The 18,675-nt window shown below is 70.4% G+C and carries 19 protein-coding genes; 12 read left to right on the plus strand and 7 right to left on the minus strand.

The window, feature by feature from the left end:
* Nucleotides 1–48: 48 nt before the first annotated feature.
* Both ACX80U_RS07610 and ACX80U_RS07615 read right to left on the minus strand, forming a co-directional pair.
* Entirely contained in the window at nt 49–1,686 is a 1,638-nt protein-coding gene (locus ACX80U_RS07610; RefSeq protein WP_459267979.1) for an ABC-F family ATP-binding cassette domain-containing protein, read from the minus strand.
* 34 nt (nt 1,687–1,720) lie between these two features.
* Entirely contained in the window at nt 1,721–1,942 is a 222-nt protein-coding gene (locus ACX80U_RS07615; RefSeq protein WP_133081364.1) for a hypothetical protein, read from the minus strand.
* A 183-nt stretch (nt 1,943–2,125) separates the two neighbouring features.
* Between ACX80U_RS07615 and ACX80U_RS07620 the strand changes: the two genes are divergently transcribed.
* The 4 genes from ACX80U_RS07620 (at nt 2,126) to ACX80U_RS07635 (ending at nt 7,136) form a co-directional block, all read left to right on the plus strand.
* On the plus strand, nt 2,126–3,445 hold the full coding sequence (locus ACX80U_RS07620) for a M20 family metallopeptidase (RefSeq protein WP_459267980.1): 1,320 nt from the start codon (nt 2,126–2,128) through the stop codon (nt 3,443–3,445).
* 91 nt (nt 3,446–3,536) lie between these two features.
* The gene (locus ACX80U_RS07625; protein ID WP_459267981.1) at nt 3,537–5,108 is read left to right on the plus strand and encodes an AbgT family transporter; all 1,572 of its coding nucleotides are present in this window, start codon (nt 3,537–3,539) and stop codon (nt 5,106–5,108) included.
* A 117-nt stretch (nt 5,109–5,225) separates the two neighbouring features.
* Nucleotides 5,226–6,173 (plus strand): ATP-grasp domain-containing protein, encoded by a 948-nt coding sequence (locus ACX80U_RS07630; protein WP_133081361.1) that lies wholly within the window; start codon nt 5,226–5,228, stop codon nt 6,171–6,173.
* Between the two features lie 114 nt (nt 6,174–6,287).
* Nucleotides 6,288–7,136, plus strand: coding sequence for a phosphatidylinositol-specific phospholipase C/glycerophosphodiester phosphodiesterase family protein (locus ACX80U_RS07635; protein WP_459267982.1), 849 nt, complete (start codon nt 6,288–6,290; stop codon nt 7,134–7,136).
* Between the two features lie 112 nt (nt 7,137–7,248).
* On the opposite strand, the gene ACX80U_RS07640 is transcribed toward ACX80U_RS07635, so the two are convergent.
* Nucleotides 7,249–8,442, minus strand: coding sequence for a M14 family zinc carboxypeptidase (locus tag ACX80U_RS07640; RefSeq protein WP_459267983.1), 1,194 nt, complete (start codon nt 8,440–8,442; stop codon nt 7,249–7,251).
* A 228-nt stretch (nt 8,443–8,670) separates the two neighbouring features.
* On the opposite strand from ACX80U_RS07640, the gene ACX80U_RS07645 reads away from it, so the two are divergent.
* From ACX80U_RS07645 to ACX80U_RS07655, 3 genes are all read left to right on the plus strand, one after another.
* Complete coding sequence (locus ACX80U_RS07645; protein ID WP_133081359.1) at nt 8,671–9,093, plus strand: ChaB family protein; 423 nt, start codon at nt 8,671–8,673, stop codon at nt 9,091–9,093.
* Nucleotides 9,094–9,197: 104 nt separating this feature from the next.
* Nucleotides 9,198–10,253, plus strand: coding sequence for an ABC transporter substrate-binding protein (locus ACX80U_RS07650; RefSeq protein WP_459267984.1), 1,056 nt, complete (start codon nt 9,198–9,200; stop codon nt 10,251–10,253).
* Nucleotides 10,254–10,327: 74 nt separating this feature from the next.
* Entirely contained in the window at nt 10,328–10,654 is a 327-nt protein-coding gene (locus tag ACX80U_RS07655) for a PRC-barrel domain-containing protein (protein WP_208740568.1), read from the plus strand.
* Between the two features lie 63 nt (nt 10,655–10,717).
* On the opposite strand, the gene ACX80U_RS07660 is transcribed toward ACX80U_RS07655, so the two are convergent.
* Entirely contained in the window at nt 10,718–10,984 is a 267-nt protein-coding gene (locus tag ACX80U_RS07660; protein WP_133081356.1) for a DUF6480 family protein, read from the minus strand.
* Nucleotides 10,985–11,082: 98 nt separating this feature from the next.
* Nucleotides 11,083–11,445, minus strand: coding sequence for a hypothetical protein (locus ACX80U_RS07665; protein WP_459267985.1), 363 nt, complete (start codon nt 11,443–11,445; stop codon nt 11,083–11,085).
* Between the two features lie 102 nt (nt 11,446–11,547).
* Here ACX80U_RS07665 and ACX80U_RS07670 point away from each other — a divergent pair, with 102 nt between their 5' ends.
* Complete coding sequence (locus tag ACX80U_RS07670; RefSeq protein ID WP_459267986.1) at nt 11,548–12,531, plus strand: bile acid:sodium symporter family protein; 984 nt, start codon at nt 11,548–11,550, stop codon at nt 12,529–12,531.
* A gap of 21 nt (nt 12,532–12,552) precedes the next feature.
* On the opposite strand, the gene ACX80U_RS07675 is transcribed toward ACX80U_RS07670, so the two are convergent.
* A complete protein-coding gene (locus tag ACX80U_RS07675) occupies nt 12,553–12,885 on the minus strand; it encodes a hypothetical protein (protein WP_208740565.1) in 333 nt (110 codons plus the stop codon).
* Between the two features lie 181 nt (nt 12,886–13,066).
* Between ACX80U_RS07675 and ACX80U_RS07680 the strand changes: the two genes are divergently transcribed.
* Together ACX80U_RS07680 and ACX80U_RS07685 are read left to right on the plus strand one after the other, a co-directional pair.
* On the plus strand, nt 13,067–13,714 hold the full coding sequence (locus ACX80U_RS07680) for a GNAT family N-acetyltransferase (RefSeq protein WP_459267987.1): 648 nt from the start codon (nt 13,067–13,069) through the stop codon (nt 13,712–13,714).
* 101 nt (nt 13,715–13,815) lie between these two features.
* Nucleotides 13,816–14,412: a nitroreductase family protein gene (locus ACX80U_RS07685; protein ID WP_133081352.1), complete on the plus strand. Its 597-nt coding sequence runs from the start codon at nt 13,816–13,818 to the stop codon at nt 14,410–14,412.
* 36 nt (nt 14,413–14,448) lie between these two features.
* Here the strand turns inward: ACX80U_RS07685 and ACX80U_RS07690 are convergent, their stop codons facing one another.
* On the minus strand, nt 14,449–15,819 hold the full coding sequence (locus ACX80U_RS07690; RefSeq protein ID WP_459267988.1) for a dihydrolipoyl dehydrogenase family protein: 1,371 nt from the start codon (nt 15,817–15,819) through the stop codon (nt 14,449–14,451).
* Between the two features lie 151 nt (nt 15,820–15,970).
* Here ACX80U_RS07690 and ACX80U_RS07695 point away from each other — a divergent pair, with 151 nt between their 5' ends.
* Both ACX80U_RS07695 and ACX80U_RS07700 read left to right on the plus strand, forming a co-directional pair.
* On the plus strand, nt 15,971–16,354 hold the full coding sequence (locus ACX80U_RS07695) for a hypothetical protein (RefSeq protein WP_133081350.1): 384 nt from the start codon (nt 15,971–15,973) through the stop codon (nt 16,352–16,354).
* A 243-nt stretch (nt 16,355–16,597) separates the two neighbouring features.
* A complete protein-coding gene (locus ACX80U_RS07700; protein WP_133081349.1) occupies nt 16,598–18,664 on the plus strand; it encodes an ATP-binding protein in 2,067 nt (688 codons plus the stop codon).
* Nucleotides 18,665–18,675: the final 11 nt, after the last annotated feature.

The raw sequence follows: 18,675 nt of genomic DNA on the forward strand, positions 1-18,675 counted from the left end.
GGACGCCGGTCCGCCTGGCCCGTCGTCCCGCCTCGCTCGCCGGTCCGCCTAGCCCGCCGTCACCCGGCCGTCCGCCACCTGCCAGCGCTCGTCCAGCCGGACGTTCTCCAGCAACCTGCGGTCGTGCGTCACGAGCAGGAGCGCGCCGGTGTAGGACTCGAGGGCGTCCTCGAGCTGCTCGATCGCGGGGAGGTCGAGGTGGTTGGTCGGCTCGTCGAGGACCAGCAGGTTCACGCCGCGTGCCTGCAGCAGGGCCAGCCCGGCCCTGGTGCGCTCGCCGGGGGAGAGGGACCCGACGACGGCGCGCACCTGATCGGCCTTGAGGCCGAATTTCGCGAGGAGGGTCCGCACCTCGGCCTGGGACAGCTCCGGCACCAGTGCCTCGAAGGCGGCGCCGAGGGGAAGGGCCTCGTCCAGCTGTCCGCGCGCCTGGTCGATCTCGCCGACGGCCACGCTCGATCCGAGGGTGGCCACCCCTCCGTCGGGCTGCTGGTGGCCCAGCAGGAGCCGCAGGAGCGTGGACTTCCCCGCGCCGTTGGGACCCGTGATACCGATGCGCTCGCCGGCGTTGACCTGCAGCGAGACGGGACCGAGCGTGAATCCGCCCTGCGTGGCGGATGCGTTGTTCAGCGTCGCCACCACGGAGCTCGACCGCGGCGCGGCGCCGATGGTGAACTGCAGCTGCCACTCCTTGCGCGGCTCCTCGACCTCGTCCAGCCGAGCGATGCGCGACTCCATCTGGCGGACCTTCTGGGCCTGCTTCTCGGACGACTCCATGCTGGCCCTGCGGCGGATCTTGTCGTTGTCCGGGCTCTTCTTCATCGCGTTGCGGACGCCCTGGGAGCTCCATTCCCGCTGCGTCCGCGCCCGCCCCACGAGGTCCTGCTTCTTCTCCGCGTACTCCTCGTACGCTTCGCGCGCATGGCGCCGCGCGACGGCCCGCTCCTCGAGGAAGGCGTCGTAGCCGCCGTCGTACACCGCCACCCTGTTCTGCGCGAGGTCCAGCTCGACGACGGTGGTGACGCAGCGGGCGAGGAACTCGCGGTCGTGGGACACGAGGACGACGCCGCCGCGCAGGTTCTGGATGAAGGATTCGAGGCGCTCGAGGCCGGCGAGGTCGAGGTCGTTGGTGGGTTCGTCGAGCAGCACGACGTCGAAGCGGCTCAGCAGCAGCGCGGCCAGGGCGACGCGGGCGAGTTGCCCACCGGAGAGGGCGGTGGTCGCCGTGGCCGGGTCGATGCCGCCGGCGACGTCGGCGAGGACGGACGGCATACGGTCCTCGAGGTCCACGGAGCCGGAGGCCATCCAGTGGTCCAGCGCGGCCGCGTAGGCGTCGTCGGCGCCCTTCAGCCCACTGCCGAGCGCGGCAGCGGCGTCCTCCATGGCGAGGGTCGCCGCCGTCGTGCCGGTGCGGCGGCCGATGTACGCTGCGACCGTCTCACCGTCCAGACGCTCGTGCTCCTGCGGCAGCCAGCCGACGAACGCGTCGGGTGGGGTGGTGCGCACGGTGCCCGCGAGGGGCGCGTCCGCGCCGGCGAGCAGGCGCAGGAGCGTGGTCTTGCCGGCACCGTTCGCCCCGACCACCCCGACGACGTCCCCGGGGGCGACGGTGAGGTCGAGCTTCGAGAAGAGGGTGCGGTGGGCGTGGCCCCCGGACAGGTCCTTCGCCACGAGGGTTGCAGTCATTCCTCCAGTCTAGGAGGGGCCGGAGCGCCGCGGGTCAGGCGGCCACGTGCCAGATGCTGTATTCGTCGAGGTGGAGGATGGCACGATGCCCGGCCATGTCGTCGCGGATCCACACGACGCCCAGGCCCGGCGCGGTGTCCTCGACGCACCCGCGGTAGTGCACCTCGTTCTTCCGCCGGGCCTCGACGACCGTTCCGGTGCTGAGCGCGCCGAGGTCGAGGACGCGGGCGGTGCTGGGGGTGGCGATGGCGGTCATGGGTGCTCCTCGGTGGTTCAGGGTGCGGCCCGCTGAGACTGGCGGGCGACTTCCTCCATGATTCGGGAGCGGTGTTGCAGGGATATTTCCGGAAGATTATCTTTCGGCGAGCAGGGCCGCTGGAACACCGGACATCGGGTTCCGGGAGTGCGCAGCCCGCTGATTGTTGCTTAGGCTACTCGGATGGCTCATCCCACACCGCCGGACGCGGCGTACCTGCAATCCATCGACGAGCGGACGCGGAGGCTCCTCGCCGATGCGGTACCGGTCCCGTCCGCGTTCCACGGCGCGCCGTCCGCACTGGCCGACGACGTCGAGCGGGGCGCGGAGGCCGTCGCGGAGCGCCTCCGGCACGTGGTGCAGCAGTTGCATGCCCATCCGGAGACCGCGTTCCAGGAGCACCACAGTGCGATGCTGCTGCACCAGGAACTCACGCGGCACGGTATCGACGCCCGCCTCGGGGTGCACGGGGTGGAGACGTCGGTACGCGCGGAGGTGGGCGATGCGGACGCGGGCCCGACCATCGCGGTCCTCGCCGAATACGACGCCCTGCCCGGGATCGGCCATGCCTGCGGCCACAACGTCATCGCGGCCGCGGGCCTCGGCGCGTTCCTGGCCCTGGCCTCGGTGGCCGACCGGCTGCCCGGCCGCGTCGTGTTCCTCGGGACCCCCGCCGAGGAGGGGCACTCGGGCAAGGAGGTGCTGGCCCGCAACGGGGCGTTCGACGGCGTCGACGCCGCGATCATGGTGCACCCCTACGGCTACGACCTCGCCGACCAGGTGTGGCTCGGGCGGAGGCTGCTCACGATCACGTTCACGGGGGTCGAGGCGCACGCGTCCGCCCAGCCGTTCATGGGCCGGAACGCGCTCGACGCCGCCAGCCTCGCCTATCAGGGCATCGGCCTGCTCCGGCAGCAGCTGCCGCCGTCGGACCGCGTGCACACGAACATCACCGAGGGTGGGAAGAGCCCCAACATCATCCCGGGCCGTGCCGTGCTGAAGCTCTATGCCCGCTCGCAGCAGCCGGCGACCCTCAAGGACCTGAGCAGGCGGCTCGAGGACGTCGCCCGCGGCGCTGCCCTGATGACGGGGACGGGCGTGGACCTGCAGTGGGACGAGCATCCGCCGTCCCTGCCCATCCGCACCAACAACGCGCTCACGGGCCGCTGGGTGGCCGCGCAGCAGCGCCGGGGACGCTCCCCGCTTCCGCTCGGCGTCGTCTCCGAGGCGCTCGCTGCATCCACCGACTTCGGCAACGTGAGCTACCGCATCCCGGGGATCCATCCCCTCATCCGCATCGCCGAGCCGGCCACGGCGCTGCACACGCGGGGTTTCGCGGAGGCGGCCAGGAGCGCCGAGGCGGAGCAGGGGGCGCTCGACGGCGCCGTCGGGCTGGCGCTCACCGCGCTGGACTACCTCGTCGACGCCTCCCTGCGCACCGCCGTGCACGAGGAGTTCGAGGACCAGGGCGGCGCGATCGACGTGCCCTCCTACTTCGACTGACCCGCCCTGCCCGCCGGGTGCCGGACCCGCCGGCCCCCGGACGACCCGCAGCACCCGCAGCACCCGCAGCACCGACCGCCAAGGAGAACGCATGTCGACCACTGCAGCACCCAGCCCGGGACTGACGGACCGGTTCCTCACGGGCGTGGAGAGGGTGGGCAACAAGCTGCCCGACCCGTTCATGCTCTTCCTGATCCTCTTCGGCATCACGGCCGTGGTCACCACCGGCATGGCGCTCGGCAACGTCACCGTGCAGGTGCCGGGCGCCGAGGAGGCGACGGTCATCAAGGGTCTCTTCACGGGCGAGGGCATGACCTGGCTCACGGAGAACCTCGGTGCCAACTACCTCGGCTTCCCGCCGCTGGCCACGGTGCTGCCGATCCTGCTCGCCGTCGGCGTGGCCGAGAAGTCCGGCCTGCTGGGTGCCCTGATCCGCAAGGTGTTCGGCTCGGCACCCCGCTGGGCCCTGCCGTACGCGGTGGGCTTCGTCGGCGTGGTCGGTTCCGTCATGTCCGACTCCGCCTTCGTCATCATCCCGCCGCTCGCGGCCCTCGTCTTCAAGGCCGCGGGGCGGCACCCGGTGGCCGGGCTGCTCGGCGGCTTCGCGGCGGCGGGCGCGGGATACTCCACGAACCTGCTCGTCACGAGCCTCGACGCCCTGTTCGCCGGCATCACGACGGCGGTCACGGAGAGCCTGCCCAACGCCGGCGCTCCCGTCACGCCGCTCTCGAACTATTACTTCAACATCGCGTCCTCGCTCGTGCTGATCGTCATCGCCGGGTTCATCATCGACAAGGTGCTCGAACCCCGGCTCGCCCGGCAGGCGGTCCCCGTCGACGAGGTGGTGGAGGACGGCGAGCACGCCGCGGCACCCGTGGTCCTGAAGGCCGAACTGGAGCCGCAGGAGGCGCGCGGCCTGCGGTGGTCGATGATCGTGGGCGTCGTCGTGGCGCTGGCGATCGTGGTGGCCGTGCTCCTGCCGAACTCGCCCTGGCGGAACGAGACGGGCGGGTTCCTGCCGCGCTCGCCGCTGCTGAGCTCGATCGTCTTCATCGTCTTCCTGCTCTTCACCATTCCGGGACTCGTGTACGGGCGGGTCGTCGGCACCATCACCACGGGGCGCGACGTCCCCCGTGTCATGGGCGAGGCGATCAAGGACATGGCCGGCTTCCTGGTCCTCGCATTCATCCTCGGCCAGTTCATCGCGCTGTTCAACTGGTCCGGTATCGGCTCCTGGATCGCTGTCGCGGGTGCCGGAGCGCTGGAGGGAATCGGGCTGACCGGGTACCCGGCGGTCCTCGCGTTCATCCTGCTCGCGTCCGTGCTGAACCTGTTCATCATCTCGGGGTCCTCGATGTGGACGCTCATGGCATCGGTCTTCGTCCCCCTGTTCGCGCTGCTCGGGTACGAGCCGGCCTTCATCCAGGGGGCGTTCCGGGTGGGGGACTCGGCCACGCAGGTCATCACCCCGCTGAACCCCTACATGATCGTGCTGCTGACCATGCTGAGGAAGTACGAACCGGAAGCGGGCCTGGGCACCCTGATGGCCCGGATGCTGCCCTTCGTGGTGCCGTTCTGGCTGGCGTGGGTGGCCATCCTGACGGTGTTCTTCTACCTCGACCTGCCGCTCGGGCCGGGCAATGACATCTTCATCGAGGACTGACGCCCGCTGGCCGGTCCCGCGGGAGGACGCCTGTGCGCGGAGCACGGAATAGGTGTCCGACGGGTCCGGTTATGACGATGAACGCCAGCCGTCCCACTCCCGATCGGAAGGACCTCCGTGACAACGGTCTACGCCCTGCACGAGAACCCTGAATGGTTCCCGCCCTTCGCCCGCGCCTTCGAGGCCGAGGGGGTCGAGGTGGTCGAATGGCTGCTCACCGACGGGGTGCTGGATCTCGACTCGGTCCCTCCTGAGGGGATCTTCTGGTCCCGCATCAGCGCGTCGGCGCACACCCGGGATCACGGCCTGTCCAAGGACTACGCGCGCTCCGTGCTGTCATGGCTGGAGGCGCACGGCCGCCGGACGGTCAATGGGCGCCGGGTCCTCGAGCTCGAGATGAGCAAGGTGGACCAGCTGACCGCCCTGAGGGCCGCTGGGATCGATACGCCGCGCACCGTGGCCGCCGTCGGCCGCGAGCGCATCGTCGAGGCGGCACAGGGCTTCGACGCACCGTTCATCGTGAAGCACAACCAGGGCGGGAAGGGCCTCGGGGTGCGCAAGTTCGAGTCCCATGACGAGCTCGCCGCCTACGTGGCGTCGGAGGAGTTCGAGGAGCCGGCGGACGGCATCACCCTGGTGCAGGAATTCATCCAGGCAGCGGAGCCCTTCATCACGCGCGCCGAGATCGTCGGCGGGCGCTTCGTCTATGCGATCAAGGCCGACACCGCACGCGGCGGGTTCCAGCTCTGCCCTGCGGACGCCTGCGCGATCGACCCGGAGACCGGCAAGCCCATCATGCCGCCCGGCGCGACGATCGCCCCTGAGCCGGACCAGCAGCTCTTCAGCCTCCGCGAGGACTTCGACCACCCCGTCATCGCGCAGTTCGAGGAGTTCGCGCGGCGCAACCACCTCGAGGTCTGCGGCATCGAGTTCATCGAGACCGCGGACGGGCGGGTCCTGACGTACGACGTCAACACGAACACCAACTACAACGCGGCGGTCGAGGCGGTGGCGCCGACGTCGGCTCCCCGGGAACTCGTCCGGTATCTCGCGACCCTCGGCTGAGGGCCCGGCCGGTCCGCAGGTGTTCACCCCCGGGTCGGCCGGAGTCCGTCTCCTGATCATGTCCGCTTCCTAGCCTCGGAACCGTCCCCGAACCCTGCAGGAAGCTGACGACCCATGACCATCGGACGTACCATCGCCGTGCTGCTCGCCGCGCCCCTCGCCCTCACCGCCGCCGTGCCGGCGTCGGCCGCCTCCAATCGCGACGACGTCGTGCTCGGGACGCCGCAGGCCGCCGCCCACGCGCACAACGACTACGAGCACGACCGCCCGCTCCACGACGCGCTCGAGCACGGCTTCACGAGCGTCGAGGCCGACGTCCACCTCGTGGACGGGGAACTCCTCGTGGCGCATGACGCCGAGGACGTGACGCCGGGCGTGACCCTCGAGAGCCTGTACCTCGATCCGCTCGACGAGCTCGTCCGCGGCAGGGCCGGCAGCGTCTACCCGGGATGGGACGGTGAGTTCCAGCTCCTCGTGGACATCAAGGGCGACGCCGAGGCGACGTGGGCCGCCATCGAGTCGGACCTCGAGGAACACCGCGTCATGCTGACGCGCTTCAGCAACGGCAAGGTCAAGCAGGGTGCGGTCAGCGTGGTCATCAGTGGGAACCGGCCGCTGGCCACCATGGCGGCCGACCGGCAGCGACTGAGCTTCTACGACGGCCGTGCCGCCGATCTCGGTTCCGCCCTGCCGTCGAGCCTCATGCCGCTGATCAGCAACAACTGGACGCAGCTCTTCGATTGGCAGGGGGTCGGTGAGATGCCGGCGACCGAGCGGGCCGAGCTCCGGGCCTATGTCGCCACGGCGCACGCCCAGGGCGCGCGGGTCCGCTTCTGGGCCACGCCGGACCTCCCCGGCCCCGCCCGGGAGGCCGTCTGGGCAGAGCTCGCCGCGGCGGGAGTGGATCACATCAACACGGACGACCTGCCGGCACTTCAGGCCTTCCTCGCCGCGCGGGGCTGATGCCGCGGATCCGGGCGCGCAGGTCGGGCCCGGGCGCGGATCGGGACCGGCACGACGACGGCGCCCCCGCGAGGCTGCGGAGGCGCCGTCGTCGTGCATCTGCTCGTTCGAGCTAGGGCGTGACGGGGATGGTCCCGGCGTAGTCGGTGCTGTACCCCGTGACCGGAGCGTGCGGGATCTCCTCCCACACCTCCGGGTCGGTCTGCTGGACCTCGCCGCTGGCGAGGCCGGTGAGCAGGGTCCGCATGGCCAGGATGTTCTGCTGGATGCTCTTGCCGCGCGCCTTCTGGCCCAGCGAGCCGTCACTGGTGTTGCCCGACGTCTCGAAGAACACCACGGGGTTGGAGTGGCCCTCCGGATTGAGGCCCTGGTAGTTCAGCCCGAGCATCATCGCCGAGACGACGCCGCCCTTGATGTCGATCTCCAGGCTGTTGCCCACCTGGTAGCGGTCCATCGTGATGAAACCGGTGTCCTCGAGTTCCTCGTAGACGTAGCCGTGCATCTGCCGCGTCAGGATGTCGTAGGCGCCGCCCTCGATCGTCGGCAGGGTGGGACCGCCCGGGGCGAGCGAGATGCCGAGGGACAGCGTGACGTCGTCGCCCGTGCCGTACTGCTGTTTCAGCCCCTGGTGGTGGATGTCGATGCCGTAGTCCGGATCCACCAGGGTCCAGTACTCGTAGAAGGCGAGCGATTCGCGTGCCTGGAACTTGCCGGCCACCCAGTCGCGGTTCAGGTCCACGATGAGGTCCCGCCCGTTCGCGTCCGTGCGGGGTGCGTCCGCCGCGGTGTCCCACAGGACCGTCTGCCGGATGTTGAGCTCGCTGCCGTCGGGGTTGTACATGGGGATGAAGTGGATGGTGAAGGCGTCCCTGATCGCCTTGTACTCCGGCGACCCGTTGGTGCCCAGGTCCTTGAGGAGACTGAGGATCGCCTCGGCGCCGTAGGGCTCGTTGCCGTGGATGCGGCCCTGTACCCAGACGTCCTTCGGACCCGTGCCCACGGTCGCCACGTACAGGTTCCGGCCCTGTTCGCTGGTGTCGACGGCGGTCCCGGCCTCGGCCAGGGTGAAGACGTCCACGCCGTAGCGCGACGTCGCCTCGATCTTCTCGAGCTCTTTCACGGTGTCGGCGTACGTGAGGATGCTGGCGGTGTTCGTCGTGCCCCCCGGGGAGGGGAAATTGCCGTCCGCCCGGGCTGGTCCCGCGGCGAGCAGCGGCAGGGCGATGAGCGCCGCCATGCCGAGTGCGAGGGCCCGGTTCTTCGCCCTGCCGGGCGTACCGGACGCGGTGGTGTTGCTCGGAATCACAAATGTCCTCCATTGGCGCGTAGGTGATGGTCCGGCCCTGGGGCCGGACACCGCGTCCCCCTGCGGTTGGCAGTCCCCAATGGCTGGTGCGCTTCACGCTACAGCGGATGGGCGCCGATGCACAGGGTGCTGTCCGTGCTCGAATCCGCCTGTTCCCCTGCGGTAGGTTGCTCGTACCGGCCCGGCCGTCCCGCAGGGCCGCCGTCGATCTCCCGGAGGGCTGCTGGAATGTCACGTTTCACGAAGGACGGCAAGGTCAAGCCGGAGACGCTGCCGAGCACGCTGCAGCGCTCCGACGAGAAGGCCCAGGACACGTTCGCGGCCACGCTGGACGCGGCCGAGGAGCAGTACGGCGACGGCGAGCGCGCGCGCCGTACCGCCTTCGCCTCCCTGAAGCACGGCTTCGAGAAGGTGGGGGACCACTGGGAGCCGAAGGAGGAGAAGGGCCCGTCGGACGACCAGGCGGCCGGAGGGCGGGCGGAAGCGCGGCCGACGGCCGGAGGCGTCGACGCCAACTCCTCCAAGCAGCACCTCTACGACCTCGCGAAGAAGCTCGACGTGCCCGGGCGTTCGACGATGTCCAAGGCGGATCTCGTCGAGGCGCTGCAGAAGGCGAACGACCGGGCGACGCGCAAGGCGCGCGAGCGGTAGCTATTACGCAACGAAAGCATTTCGTAATCCAGATCGGCTTAGGTTAGCCTTACTTCTACCCCGTTCCACGGCCTCCTCCGAGGCCACAGAAGTCAAGGACCCCCATGGCCCCCTCACGCTTGCGCGGCCTCGTCGCCGCCGTCGCCGTCGCCGCCCTCTCGCTCTCCGCCTGCTCCACCGGCCCTGCCGACAGTGGGGCCGCGGCCACCGGTGGCAGCAGTGCCTCCGCCGGCGCGGATGCCTTCCCCGTCACGATCGAGCACGCCTTCGGCGAGACCACCCTCACCGAGAAGCCCGAGCGCGTCGCGACCGTGTCGTGGGTGAACGCGGACGTGTCCCTCGCCCTCGGCGTCGTGCCCGTCGGCATGCCCGCCGACACCTACGGCGGCAACGAGAACCAGTCCACGCCGTGGAAGGACGCGAAGCTCGAGGAGCTCGGCGCCGCGATCGGAACGGAGAGCGCGCCCGCACAGTACACGGAGACGGACGGCATCGCGTTCGACGACATCGCCGCCACGGCCCCGGATGTCATCCTCGCCGCGTACTCCGGCCTGTCGCAGGAGGACTACGACACCCTGAGCAAGATCGCGCCGGTCGTCGCCTACCCCGAGGTCGCGTACGGCACCGCCTGGCAGGACTCGACGCGGATCATCGGCGAGGCGCTCGGCCTGTCCGACGACGCCGAGCAGCTCGTGACGGAGACGGAGCAGGCCATCGCCGAGGCGGCCGCCGAGTACCCCCAGCTCGAGGGCAAGACGTTCATCTACGGCAACCTCGAGCCGGGCAGCGCGGAGGGCGTCAGCGTCTACACCGCCAACGACAACCGCCCGCGCTTCCTGACCGAGCTCGGCATGGTGCAGGCCGACGTCGTCACGGAGAACACGAAGGGTTCGGAGGAGTTCTTCATCCCATGGTCCGCCGAGCGTGCCAACGAGCTCGACTCCGACGTCTTCGTCACCTGGGTCCCCGACGAGGCCACCGAGGAGGCCATCGCGAGCGATCCCCTGCTCAGCCAGATCCCTGCCGTGGAGAGCGGTGCGCTCGTCGCCGACAGTGACAACACCCTGACGCTCTCCATCTCGGCGGCCAACCCCCTCAGCCTGGTCTGGGCGCTCGACCGCTTCGTGCCGATGCTCGGCGAGGCTGCCGACAAGGCCTGACGGGGACCGCCGATTGCCCTTCCGCGGCATCTCGGCTGGAATGGGAGTACTCGCGTCCGATGAAGGGAACCTCGATGGCTCAGGCGGAAATCAACAAGCTCCAGGCGGCAACGGCCTGGGACAGCAAGGGCAAGAAGCTCGGCGACGTCAACGACGTACACCTCGAGAAGGAGTCCGGCGTCCCGGCCTGGGTCACGGTCTCCTTCGGGTTGCTGAACGCACGCAAGCACTTCGTGCCCCTCGCGAACTCACGCTTCGAGGGTGACGCCCTCCACCTCGCCTGGTCGAAGAGCGAGATCGCCGATGCGCCGGGGTCGGCGAACACCGCGGAGCTCTCGCCCGCGGAGGAGTCGGCGCTGATCGACTACTACCGGCTGCGCGACGGCGCCGAGGCACCCTAGGCCGCCGAGCAGGAAGCCCCCGTCCGCTCCGGCGGACGGGGGCTTCGTGCTTCACGCAGGACTCTAGAAGAGGTCGATGATCCCCACGATGTAGCCGACGAAGTACAGCAGTGCCAGGAGCACGACGATCCCGATGACGGTGACCCAGATCGCCTGGCGGCCCTTCGAGGGCTTCTCCTCGTCCGCGTGGCCCTGCTGCTGCCAGGCCGTGCTGGATTCTGCCGGCGGCGTCTCACCCGGTGGCACACCGCCGCCGGGCTCCAGGCCGGTGATGTGGTTCTCGAGGGGGTCGGGATTGCCTGCGTTCGAGGGATCCGGGCGTTCACTCATGCTGTCCTCCACATGGTTGGCTGGGTGATTCCGTCTCACCCTACCCCGCATATCATCAGCAGGCTTAGCAACCGGAGGGGCTGGACACGGGTGCGGAGTTACTGGCCGACCCCTGCCGTACTGCCGCCGGTCGGGTCGAATCGCTGGCCCGAGGCGCTGTGCGGGGTCTCCGTGTCGTCGTCCGCATCGCCGTCGGTCGGCGGCAGGGCGATCGCGGCCGGCGCCACGGCGCCCTGCTCACGCGGAGTCCAGGACATCGTGATGGCCACACCGTCCTCCGTGTCCTCGACGAAGAGGTGGAGGTCCTCACCGATCAGCGCCTCGTGGTGGACCGGGTCGCCGGCCTCCCGTGCCATGTCCGTGAGTCGGCAGATGGCGACCGCCATGGCCCGCCCCCAGTCGTGCGGATGCTTGCTCGTCGACTCCTCCGTAGCGGTGAATTTCCTGTCGGTCGTCGCCATCGCCATACCTCCCGTTGGTTAGGAACCAAGTACCCTTGCCTTTCGGGTGACAGATACTTTAGCAGTGGGTCATATGGGGCGGCGCATGGTATTCGGTTAACAATGAGCAAAGATCCGTCCCGACCTCAGGCCGCCGAAGAACGCAGTGCGAGGATCGCGGTCACGCTGTTCCCGCTCCTCATCCTCGCCGGCGGACTCGTGGCCGTCCTGACGCCCGCGACCTTCACCGGCCTCGGTCCGCTGATCAATCCCCTGCTCGGCGTCATCATGTTCGGCATGGGCCTGACCCTCACGCCGGTCGACTTCGCGCTCGTCGGGAAGCGGCCCATCCCGGTGGTGATCGGTGTGGCCGCCCAGTACGTGATCATGCCGCTCCTCGGCTGGGGCGTCTCGATGGCGCTCGGCCTCCCGCCCGCCCTCGCGGCCGGCGTCATCCTCGTGGGCTGCTGTCCCGGCGGGACGGCGTCGAACGTGGTGTCCTACCTCGCGCGCGGCGACGTGGCCCTGTCCGTCGCGATGACCTCGGTGTCGACCATCCTGGCGCCCGTGCTGACTCCGCTGCTGACCCTGTGGCTCGCGGGCCGGTACATGCCGGTGGACGCGGCGGCCATCGGCCTGTCGATCCTCCAGATCGTGCTGATCCCGGTCGTCGCGGGCCTCGTCGTCCGCTACTTCCTGCCCCGTCTCGTCGAGCGGCTGCTCCCCGCCCTCCCATGGATCTCCGTGGGGGCGATCACCGTCGTCGTGATCGCCGTCGTCTCCGGAAGCGCCGGGATCATCTTCTCCGCCGGGCTGCTGGTGTTCGCCGCAGTCATCCTGCACAACGGCCTCGGGTACGCCCTGGGCTACGGCGCGGCGCGCGCCTTCCGGCTGCCGACCCCCGCCAGACGCACCACGGCGATCGAGGTGGGAATGCAGAACTCGGGGCTCGCCGCCGGACTCGCCCGGACCTACCTGACCCCGGAGGCCGCACTGCCCGGTGCGATCTTCTCGGTGTGGCACAACGTGTCCGGGGCGGCCATGGCGGCCTACTGGCGCCGCCGTGACGCGCGCGCGGACTCGCCGGTAGGCGCTGCGCACCGCTGAGCAGGGACGGCCTCGGGCGGGTCAGCTGCCGACGCCGCCGACGCGCAGCAGCCGCCACTCACCGTGCCGGTCGTCGAGGCCGATCACGAAATCGAGGACGGGGGAGGCGGGACCCGTCTGGGCCTGGAACCGCCAGGACCGCGGGGCCGGCCCGTCGGCTCCGGATATCGGGAAGGCGGCCATGGAGCGCTCGGTGGACGACGCGCGCCACGGGGTGGACTCACCGACCACCTGCCAGATGCTGCCGCGCCACCTCAGTGCAAGGGGCGTGCCGGTGGGCGTGAAGCGCACCGATGCGGGCTCATCGAGCGGGCGGGGTGTTCCGTCGCCCGTTCCGACCGTCTGTGCCGTCATCCCTGATCCTCCGGTTCTCGTGCTGATTGGCTCAACAATAGGACATGTGTTCGATTTCCGGGAGTCCGCCGTCCCGAAGGGGCGGAAGACGCGACCCGGAAAAATTCTGGGGGTGGGAGGGGCTACAGTCGCACCACCACGGTCCAGCAGAGGGCCGCGACCCGACCATCATCGGATCCTCATGACCGACATCTCGATCCTGTCCGGTATCACCGGTGCTTCCGCCGGTGAGCCCCGCTCGGCAGATCCGGAACCGGCACCCCTTCTCGCACTCCTTCCTGAGCCCTTCGACGACGCGCCTCCCACGAAGCGGGAGCGCGAAGCACTGTCGATGGCATCCGTGCTGGACGGCGGCGACCTGGCGGTCGTCCCGCTCGCCGAACTGCGCGTCCTGGCGAACGCGATGTTCCGCTCGCTGGACACCGATGCCCCGCCACGGTGGGCATCGGAGCGTTACGGTGCGGTGGTGGACGAGATCGAGCGGCGTATGGGCAGGATCGCCGCTCAGCGCGGTGCCTCGGTCCGGAGGGTCTTCAGGGACTCGCCCGTAGGCTCCCGCTTCGAGCTCTACTTCGACGGCTACCTCGCCGCGTACCTGAGGTACTCGATCCGCGCGGGCCGGCTCACCCTGCGTGCCGTCGTCGAGAACGCGGGCTTCGAGGGACGGGGACTGGAACGGGTGCTGATGCGCGGAGCGATGCTCGACGCCCATCGACGGCGCATCGACGTGATCCCGGGTTGCGCTCCGGCGCGGGAGTTCCTGGAGCGGAATCCGCAGTACCTGGCGCTGGCGCGCGGCCCACGTCGGCGGGACGACCCCCGGCGCTGATGCAGGGGCTGGCGGCAGGAATGGTGCGGCCGTCACCTGTGTTGTCCCCAGCGAGGCCCGATGGTGCGCCGCCCTTCCGATCGACGCACAGGAGCACCCGCATGCCGCTCAGCACTTCCATGACCACCACCCGCATCGCCGACACCAGCGTTCCGATCACCAGCGAGCTGGCCGGGCGCTGGAGCCCACGGTCCTTCGATCCGGAGGCGACGATCACGGAGCCCCAGCTGGACGCCCTGCTGGAGGCCGCGCGCTGGGCGCCGTCCGCGAGCAACAACCAGCCCCGCCGCTTCATCGTCGCCCGGCGCGGGACCCACGCGTTCGAGACGATCGTCTCGGCCCTCGTGGGATTCAACGCCGCCTGGGCCCACAACGCTTCGGTACTGGTCGTGGGCATCGCCGAGACATCGTCCGTGGAGGGCGATCTGCGTCCCTACGCCGAGTACGACCTCGGCCAGGCCATCGCGCACCTGAGCGTGCAGGCGCAGGCCGAGGGGCTGGCGACCCATCAGATGGCAGGGGTGGAGTGGGACAGGGTGGTGGCGGCCTTCGACCTGGCCGACAACCTGAAGCCCCTGACGATCACGGCCGTCGGCACGGTGGACGAGGCAGGCAAGCTTCCCGGCGCCCTGGCGGAGCGGGAGACCGCACCCCGGACGCGCCTTCCGCTGGACGAGCTGGTGCTGCTCCGCAGCTAGCGGGGTTCCGCGTCCCGTCGGCGCGGACCCCACCCGTCAGCCGCGCAGTGCGGCCCGTGCGGCATGCCCGATCACGGCACTGTACGTGGGGTAGGCGAACTTCACCCGGGCCAGCGTGGCGAGGTCGGTGCCCGCCGCCATCGCGGACGCCACCGCGGTGATGACCTCCACCGCGTTCTCACCGACGGCATGCGCACCGAGGATCAGCTCGCGGCGCCGGTCGATCACGAGTTTGAGGAATCCCTGCTCGCGGTCGTCGATGATGGGCCGCTCGACGACCGCGTACGGCACGGAGACCGCGTGGCATTCGGCGTCGCGCTCCCTCGCCTTCGTCTCGGTCAGCCCCACGCCTGCGTAGTCCGGATCCGTGAAGCCGCCCTCGGGCAGCAGGTGGTGCGGCGTGGTGCGCGTGGCGCCGAGCACCGCGTTCTCGGCCGCGGTCTCACCCTCGAAGACGGCCGCCTGCACCAGCATGCTCGTGCCGTTGGCGTCACCCGCCACGAAGATGTGCGGAACGCTGGAGCGCAGGTACTCGTCCACGGGGATGAAGGATCGTGCGGTCCGGACGCCCGCCGCCTCGAGGCCCAGCCCGGCGAGGTTGGCGGGCCAGCCGGCCGCCATGATGACGGCGTCCACCGTGCGGGCCAGCGGCTCGCCGTCGCGCGTCCAGGTGAGCGTGAGGCCGTCGGCCTCCTTCCGGATGCTGTCGATCCCCCCGATGCCCGTCTCCACCTGGACGCCCTTGCCCGTGAAGCTCCCGGTGACGGCCGCGGCGACGTCCTCGTCCTCCGTCATCAGGATGCGTGGCGCGAGGTCCAGCAGGAGGACCCGGGAGCCCATCGCGTCGAAGATGGTGGTCATCTGCGCCCCGGTGTGCCCGCCTCCGATGATGGCCACGCTTCCGGGCAGGCTCTCGAGGCCCAGCACCTCGTGCGGCAGGACGGCGTACTCGGCGCCCTCGACGGGCAGCCGACGCCCGCTGCCGCCGATGCAGAGGATGATCGACGCCGCGGTGATCCGGCGGTCACCCACGACCACGCCGTGCTCGCCGGTGAGCTCGGCGTCGCCCTCGATCAGTTCGATGCCGAGGCGCTCCATGGTGGCTCCGTAGCCCTTGGCGTCGAGGACCCGGGCCACCGTGGTGCGCACGCGGTCGACCGTCCTGGCCCAGTCGACGGACGGTTCGTCCACGACGATCCCGTAGTCGTACGCGGTGCGGACCTCCCGGAACAGCCGGGCGGTCTTCGCCAGGACGCGCGTCGGGACGCAGCCCGAGTTCACGCACGTGCCGCCGAGCGCGGAGCGTTCGACGACGGCGGTGCGCGCGCCGAGTTCGGCCGCGCGTGTGGCGGCCGCCATGCCGGCAGGTCCGCCGCCGATGACGAGGACATCGAACTCGTGGTCCATGGAAGGCTCCTTCGGTCGGTGGTGGCGCCTCCCATCCTCCACCGGATACGTACGGGCCCACAATGCGCGTGCGCGGTGGCGGTGCGGTGCTGTCCCGGGCACGCTCCTGCGCCTAGGATCAGGACCTCGGGTACGACACGAATGGATCGACATGGCTGGGGATGCTGGGGAGCTCCGTTACACGCTCACGGACGACGGCGCCTTCCTGCGCCTGCGGTGGGCCGCGGGTGTCACGATCGGAGGAGACGACGTCCGCTCGACGACGGCGGCCGTGACGGCCGCATCGCCCGCCGGGAGACGGCCGCTCCTGGTGAACATCGGACTCGTCGATGCGATCACCGCGGAAGCCCGGCACCTGCTCATCGAGGACGACTGCTCGTGCCGGACCGGCGTGGTCGGCGTGGATGACGTGGGCAGGGTGCTCACCGCCTTCAACTACCGCTCGGTGACCCCGAGCCGGTACTTCACGAACGAGGCGGAGGCGATCGCCTGGTTGACGGGTGGGGCCTCCGTCGGTGACTCCCCGACGGGGTGACGGGACCATGGTCGATGCGGGAGCCCCGGCGGACGCCCTGCCGCTGCACGTGTTCACGCTGCCCGACCAGCGCCGGTCGTTCGCGGCACGGACCGGTGACGGTTGCGGGGCGGCGGGTCGAAGCGCACGGTAAGTGGTGGACAGCAAGTAAGCTGAGTGCCGGAGTGGCTCGTCTCACAGCCACGTCCCGCCGGTTCTGGTCCGATCCGGCAGCACGGATCTCATTTCTGAACAGGTAGTGGCATGGGCGAGGAGCGGATGCAGGGGGTCTCAGGAAGGCTGGCAGCGTTGTCGCCGGCGTCCCTCCACGTCCTGTTCGCCCTGATGCTCGCGGCGGCGGCCCTGACCGGCCGCCACACCATGCTCGACGCGCCGGGCCTGGCCCTCGTCTGGCCTGCGGCGGGGGCGAGCTTCCTGTGGGCGCTCTGGGGTTCACGGACCCGGCGGGACCTCGCCGTCGCGCTCGTCGCCAGTGTTCCCATCCTGACCGTCGTCAACCTCGCCACGGGACTCAGCCCCACCCTCGCCCTGTCGGTAGCGCTCGGGAGCCTCGCCCAGACGGCCCTGGCCGTCCGCCTCTTCCGCGGACTGGTTCCCGGCCTCGACGTACGGACCGTCGGTGACTACCTGCGGCTCGGGGGTGTCGCGCTCGTCTCCTGTTCCCTCGGCGCGCTGTTCATCGTCGCCGGCGTCGCACTGGAGGGCGGGGCGGACCCGTTCTCGGCGTTCATCCCCTGGCTGGTCCGGCACGCGGTGTCCCTGACGGCCCTCGGAGCACTGGGTATCGTGGTCGCCTCGAGCGTCACGGCCCGCGCGCGCGGGGAGGTCACTCCGCCGCTGACAGCGGCGCGGCGCGCCGAGTACGCACTCCTCACGGTCGTCTCCTTGGTGCTCTACGTGCTCACGTTCGGAGCCGGCCCCGCGCTGCCGATCGCCTACACCACCATCCCGGCGCACATGTGGGCGGGCCTGCGGCTGCGCGCGGGATGGGCCATGCTGCACGGCCTCGCCAGCGGCGCGTTCCTCGTCCTCTTCACCCTCGCGGGCCGCGGCCCGTTCCAGGACCTGGGCCCCGGCGTCGCCGCCTATGTCGCCCAGTCGTTCATGTTCATCGCGTTCTCCCTGTCCGCCGTCCTGGCACTCAGCATGGACGAGCGGCGCCGTCTCATCGCCCGCCTGTACCGGGCCAACGAGGAGGCGAAGGCAGCGGCGGACCTCCGTGACCTCGTGATCGGCAGGATGAACGACGGTGTCCTCGTCGCGGGACCGGACCGCCGACTGATCTTCCAGAACGCGACGAGCGAGCGCTGGCTGGGGCACGGCACGGCACGGCCCGGCGAGGTGTGGAAGCGCGACTACGAGGTGACGACGCCGGAAGGGCAGCCGTTGGCCGAGGCCGACAATCCCCTGACCCTGGCGCTGGAGGGCACGGTCACCGAGCGGATGGACCTGAACCTCACCCACCGGTCCGGCGAGGTGATGCACCTCTCGGTCGACGCCATGCCGCTTCCCGGCGAACGGGGGGCCGTGGTGGTGACGCGCAACGTGACCGACGAGCGTGTCCACCAGCGGGACCTCGGGCGCTTCGCCTCGGTCGTGGCGCACGACCTCCTGACCCCGCTGACCGTCTTCGACGGCTGGCTCGAGCTGCTCGAGGATCCGGACCTGCCCGCCGCCGAGCGGCAGGCCAGCATCGGGCGCCTCCAGCACGCGAGCCTGCGGATGCGGACCCTGATCCGGAATCTCCTCGCCTACAGCCTGGCCAAGGAGGAGAGGCTCACGGCGACCCGCATCGACGTCCCCCGCGTGATGGAGGGCATCGTGGACCTGCGCACCGCCCTCCCGGGCACGCAACTCCCCGCCATGCGGTTCGAGGTGCGTGCGCCGCATCCCGTCTACGCCGACGAGCGGCTCTTCCTGCAGCTGATGGAGAACCTCGTGGGTAACGCCGTGAAGTACGGGCGCACCGATGGAACCGGCGAGGTGGTGGTGGAGACGACCGTCGACATCGCGGGGAGGACCCTCGTGCACGTCCGGGACAACGGTATCGGCATCCCCGAAGGGGATCTCCAGCGCGTCTTCGAGGAGTTCCACCGCTCCGAGAACGGGCTGGGCCAGGCCACCGGGACCGGACTCGGGCTCGCCATCTGCCGCCGTATCGCCGAGAGCCACGGAGGCAGCATCAGCGTCCGCAACGTCGAGCACGGCGGCGCCGAGTTCACCGTCAGTCTGCCCGGCGCGCCCGATCAGCTCCCCCGGGGTATCCCACTGGTCGCCGCGGACGATGCTCCGAGGATCCCGGCGCAGTAGCCCTCGCGCTG

The sequence above is a fragment of the Arthrobacter sp. TmT3-37 genome (assembly GCF_054510835.1).

Bases quoted from the DNA above. Each gene is read 5' to 3' on its own strand.
- ACX80U_RS07670 (WP_459267986.1), top strand. From the start codon at position 11,548: ATGAGCAAAGATCCGTCCCGACCTCAGGCCGCCGAAGAACGCAGTGCG.
- ACX80U_RS07660 (WP_133081356.1), bottom strand. From the start codon at position 10,984: ATGAGTGAACGCCCGGATCCCTCGAACGCAGGCAATCCCGACCCCCTC.
- ACX80U_RS07610 (WP_459267979.1), bottom strand. From the start codon at position 1,686: ATGACTGCAACCCTCGTGGCGAAGGACCTGTCCGGGGGCCACGCCCAC.
- ACX80U_RS07650 (WP_459267984.1), top strand. From the start codon at position 9,198: ATGGCCCCCTCACGCTTGCGCGGCCTCGTCGCCGCCGTCGCCGTCGCC.
- ACX80U_RS07620 (WP_459267980.1), top strand. From the start codon at position 2,126: ATGGCTCATCCCACACCGCCGGACGCGGCGTACCTGCAATCCATCGAC.
- ACX80U_RS07615 (WP_133081364.1), bottom strand. From the start codon at position 1,942: ATGACCGCCATCGCCACCCCCAGCACCGCCCGCGTCCTCGACCTCGGC.
- ACX80U_RS07645 (WP_133081359.1), top strand. From the start codon at position 8,671: ATGTCACGTTTCACGAAGGACGGCAAGGTCAAGCCGGAGACGCTGCCG.
- ACX80U_RS07700 (WP_133081349.1), top strand. From the start codon at position 16,598: ATGGGCGAGGAGCGGATGCAGGGGGTCTCAGGAAGGCTGGCAGCGTTG.
- ACX80U_RS07665 (WP_459267985.1), bottom strand. From the start codon at position 11,445: ATGGCGACGACCGACAGGAAATTCACCGCTACGGAGGAGTCGACGAGC.
- ACX80U_RS07685 (WP_133081352.1), top strand. From the start codon at position 13,816: ATGCCGCTCAGCACTTCCATGACCACCACCCGCATCGCCGACACCAGC.
- ACX80U_RS07655 (WP_208740568.1), top strand. From the start codon at position 10,328: ATGGCTCAGGCGGAAATCAACAAGCTCCAGGCGGCAACGGCCTGGGAC.
- ACX80U_RS07675 (WP_208740565.1), bottom strand. From the start codon at position 12,885: ATGACGGCACAGACGGTCGGAACGGGCGACGGAACACCCCGCCCGCTC.
- ACX80U_RS07680 (WP_459267987.1), top strand. From the start codon at position 13,067: ATGACCGACATCTCGATCCTGTCCGGTATCACCGGTGCTTCCGCCGGT.
- ACX80U_RS07695 (WP_133081350.1), top strand. From the start codon at position 15,971: ATGGCTGGGGATGCTGGGGAGCTCCGTTACACGCTCACGGACGACGGC.
- ACX80U_RS07625 (WP_459267981.1), top strand. From the start codon at position 3,537: ATGTCGACCACTGCAGCACCCAGCCCGGGACTGACGGACCGGTTCCTC.
- ACX80U_RS07690 (WP_459267988.1), bottom strand. From the start codon at position 15,819: ATGGACCACGAGTTCGATGTCCTCGTCATCGGCGGCGGACCTGCCGGC.
- ACX80U_RS07635 (WP_459267982.1), top strand. From the start codon at position 6,288: ATGACCATCGGACGTACCATCGCCGTGCTGCTCGCCGCGCCCCTCGCC.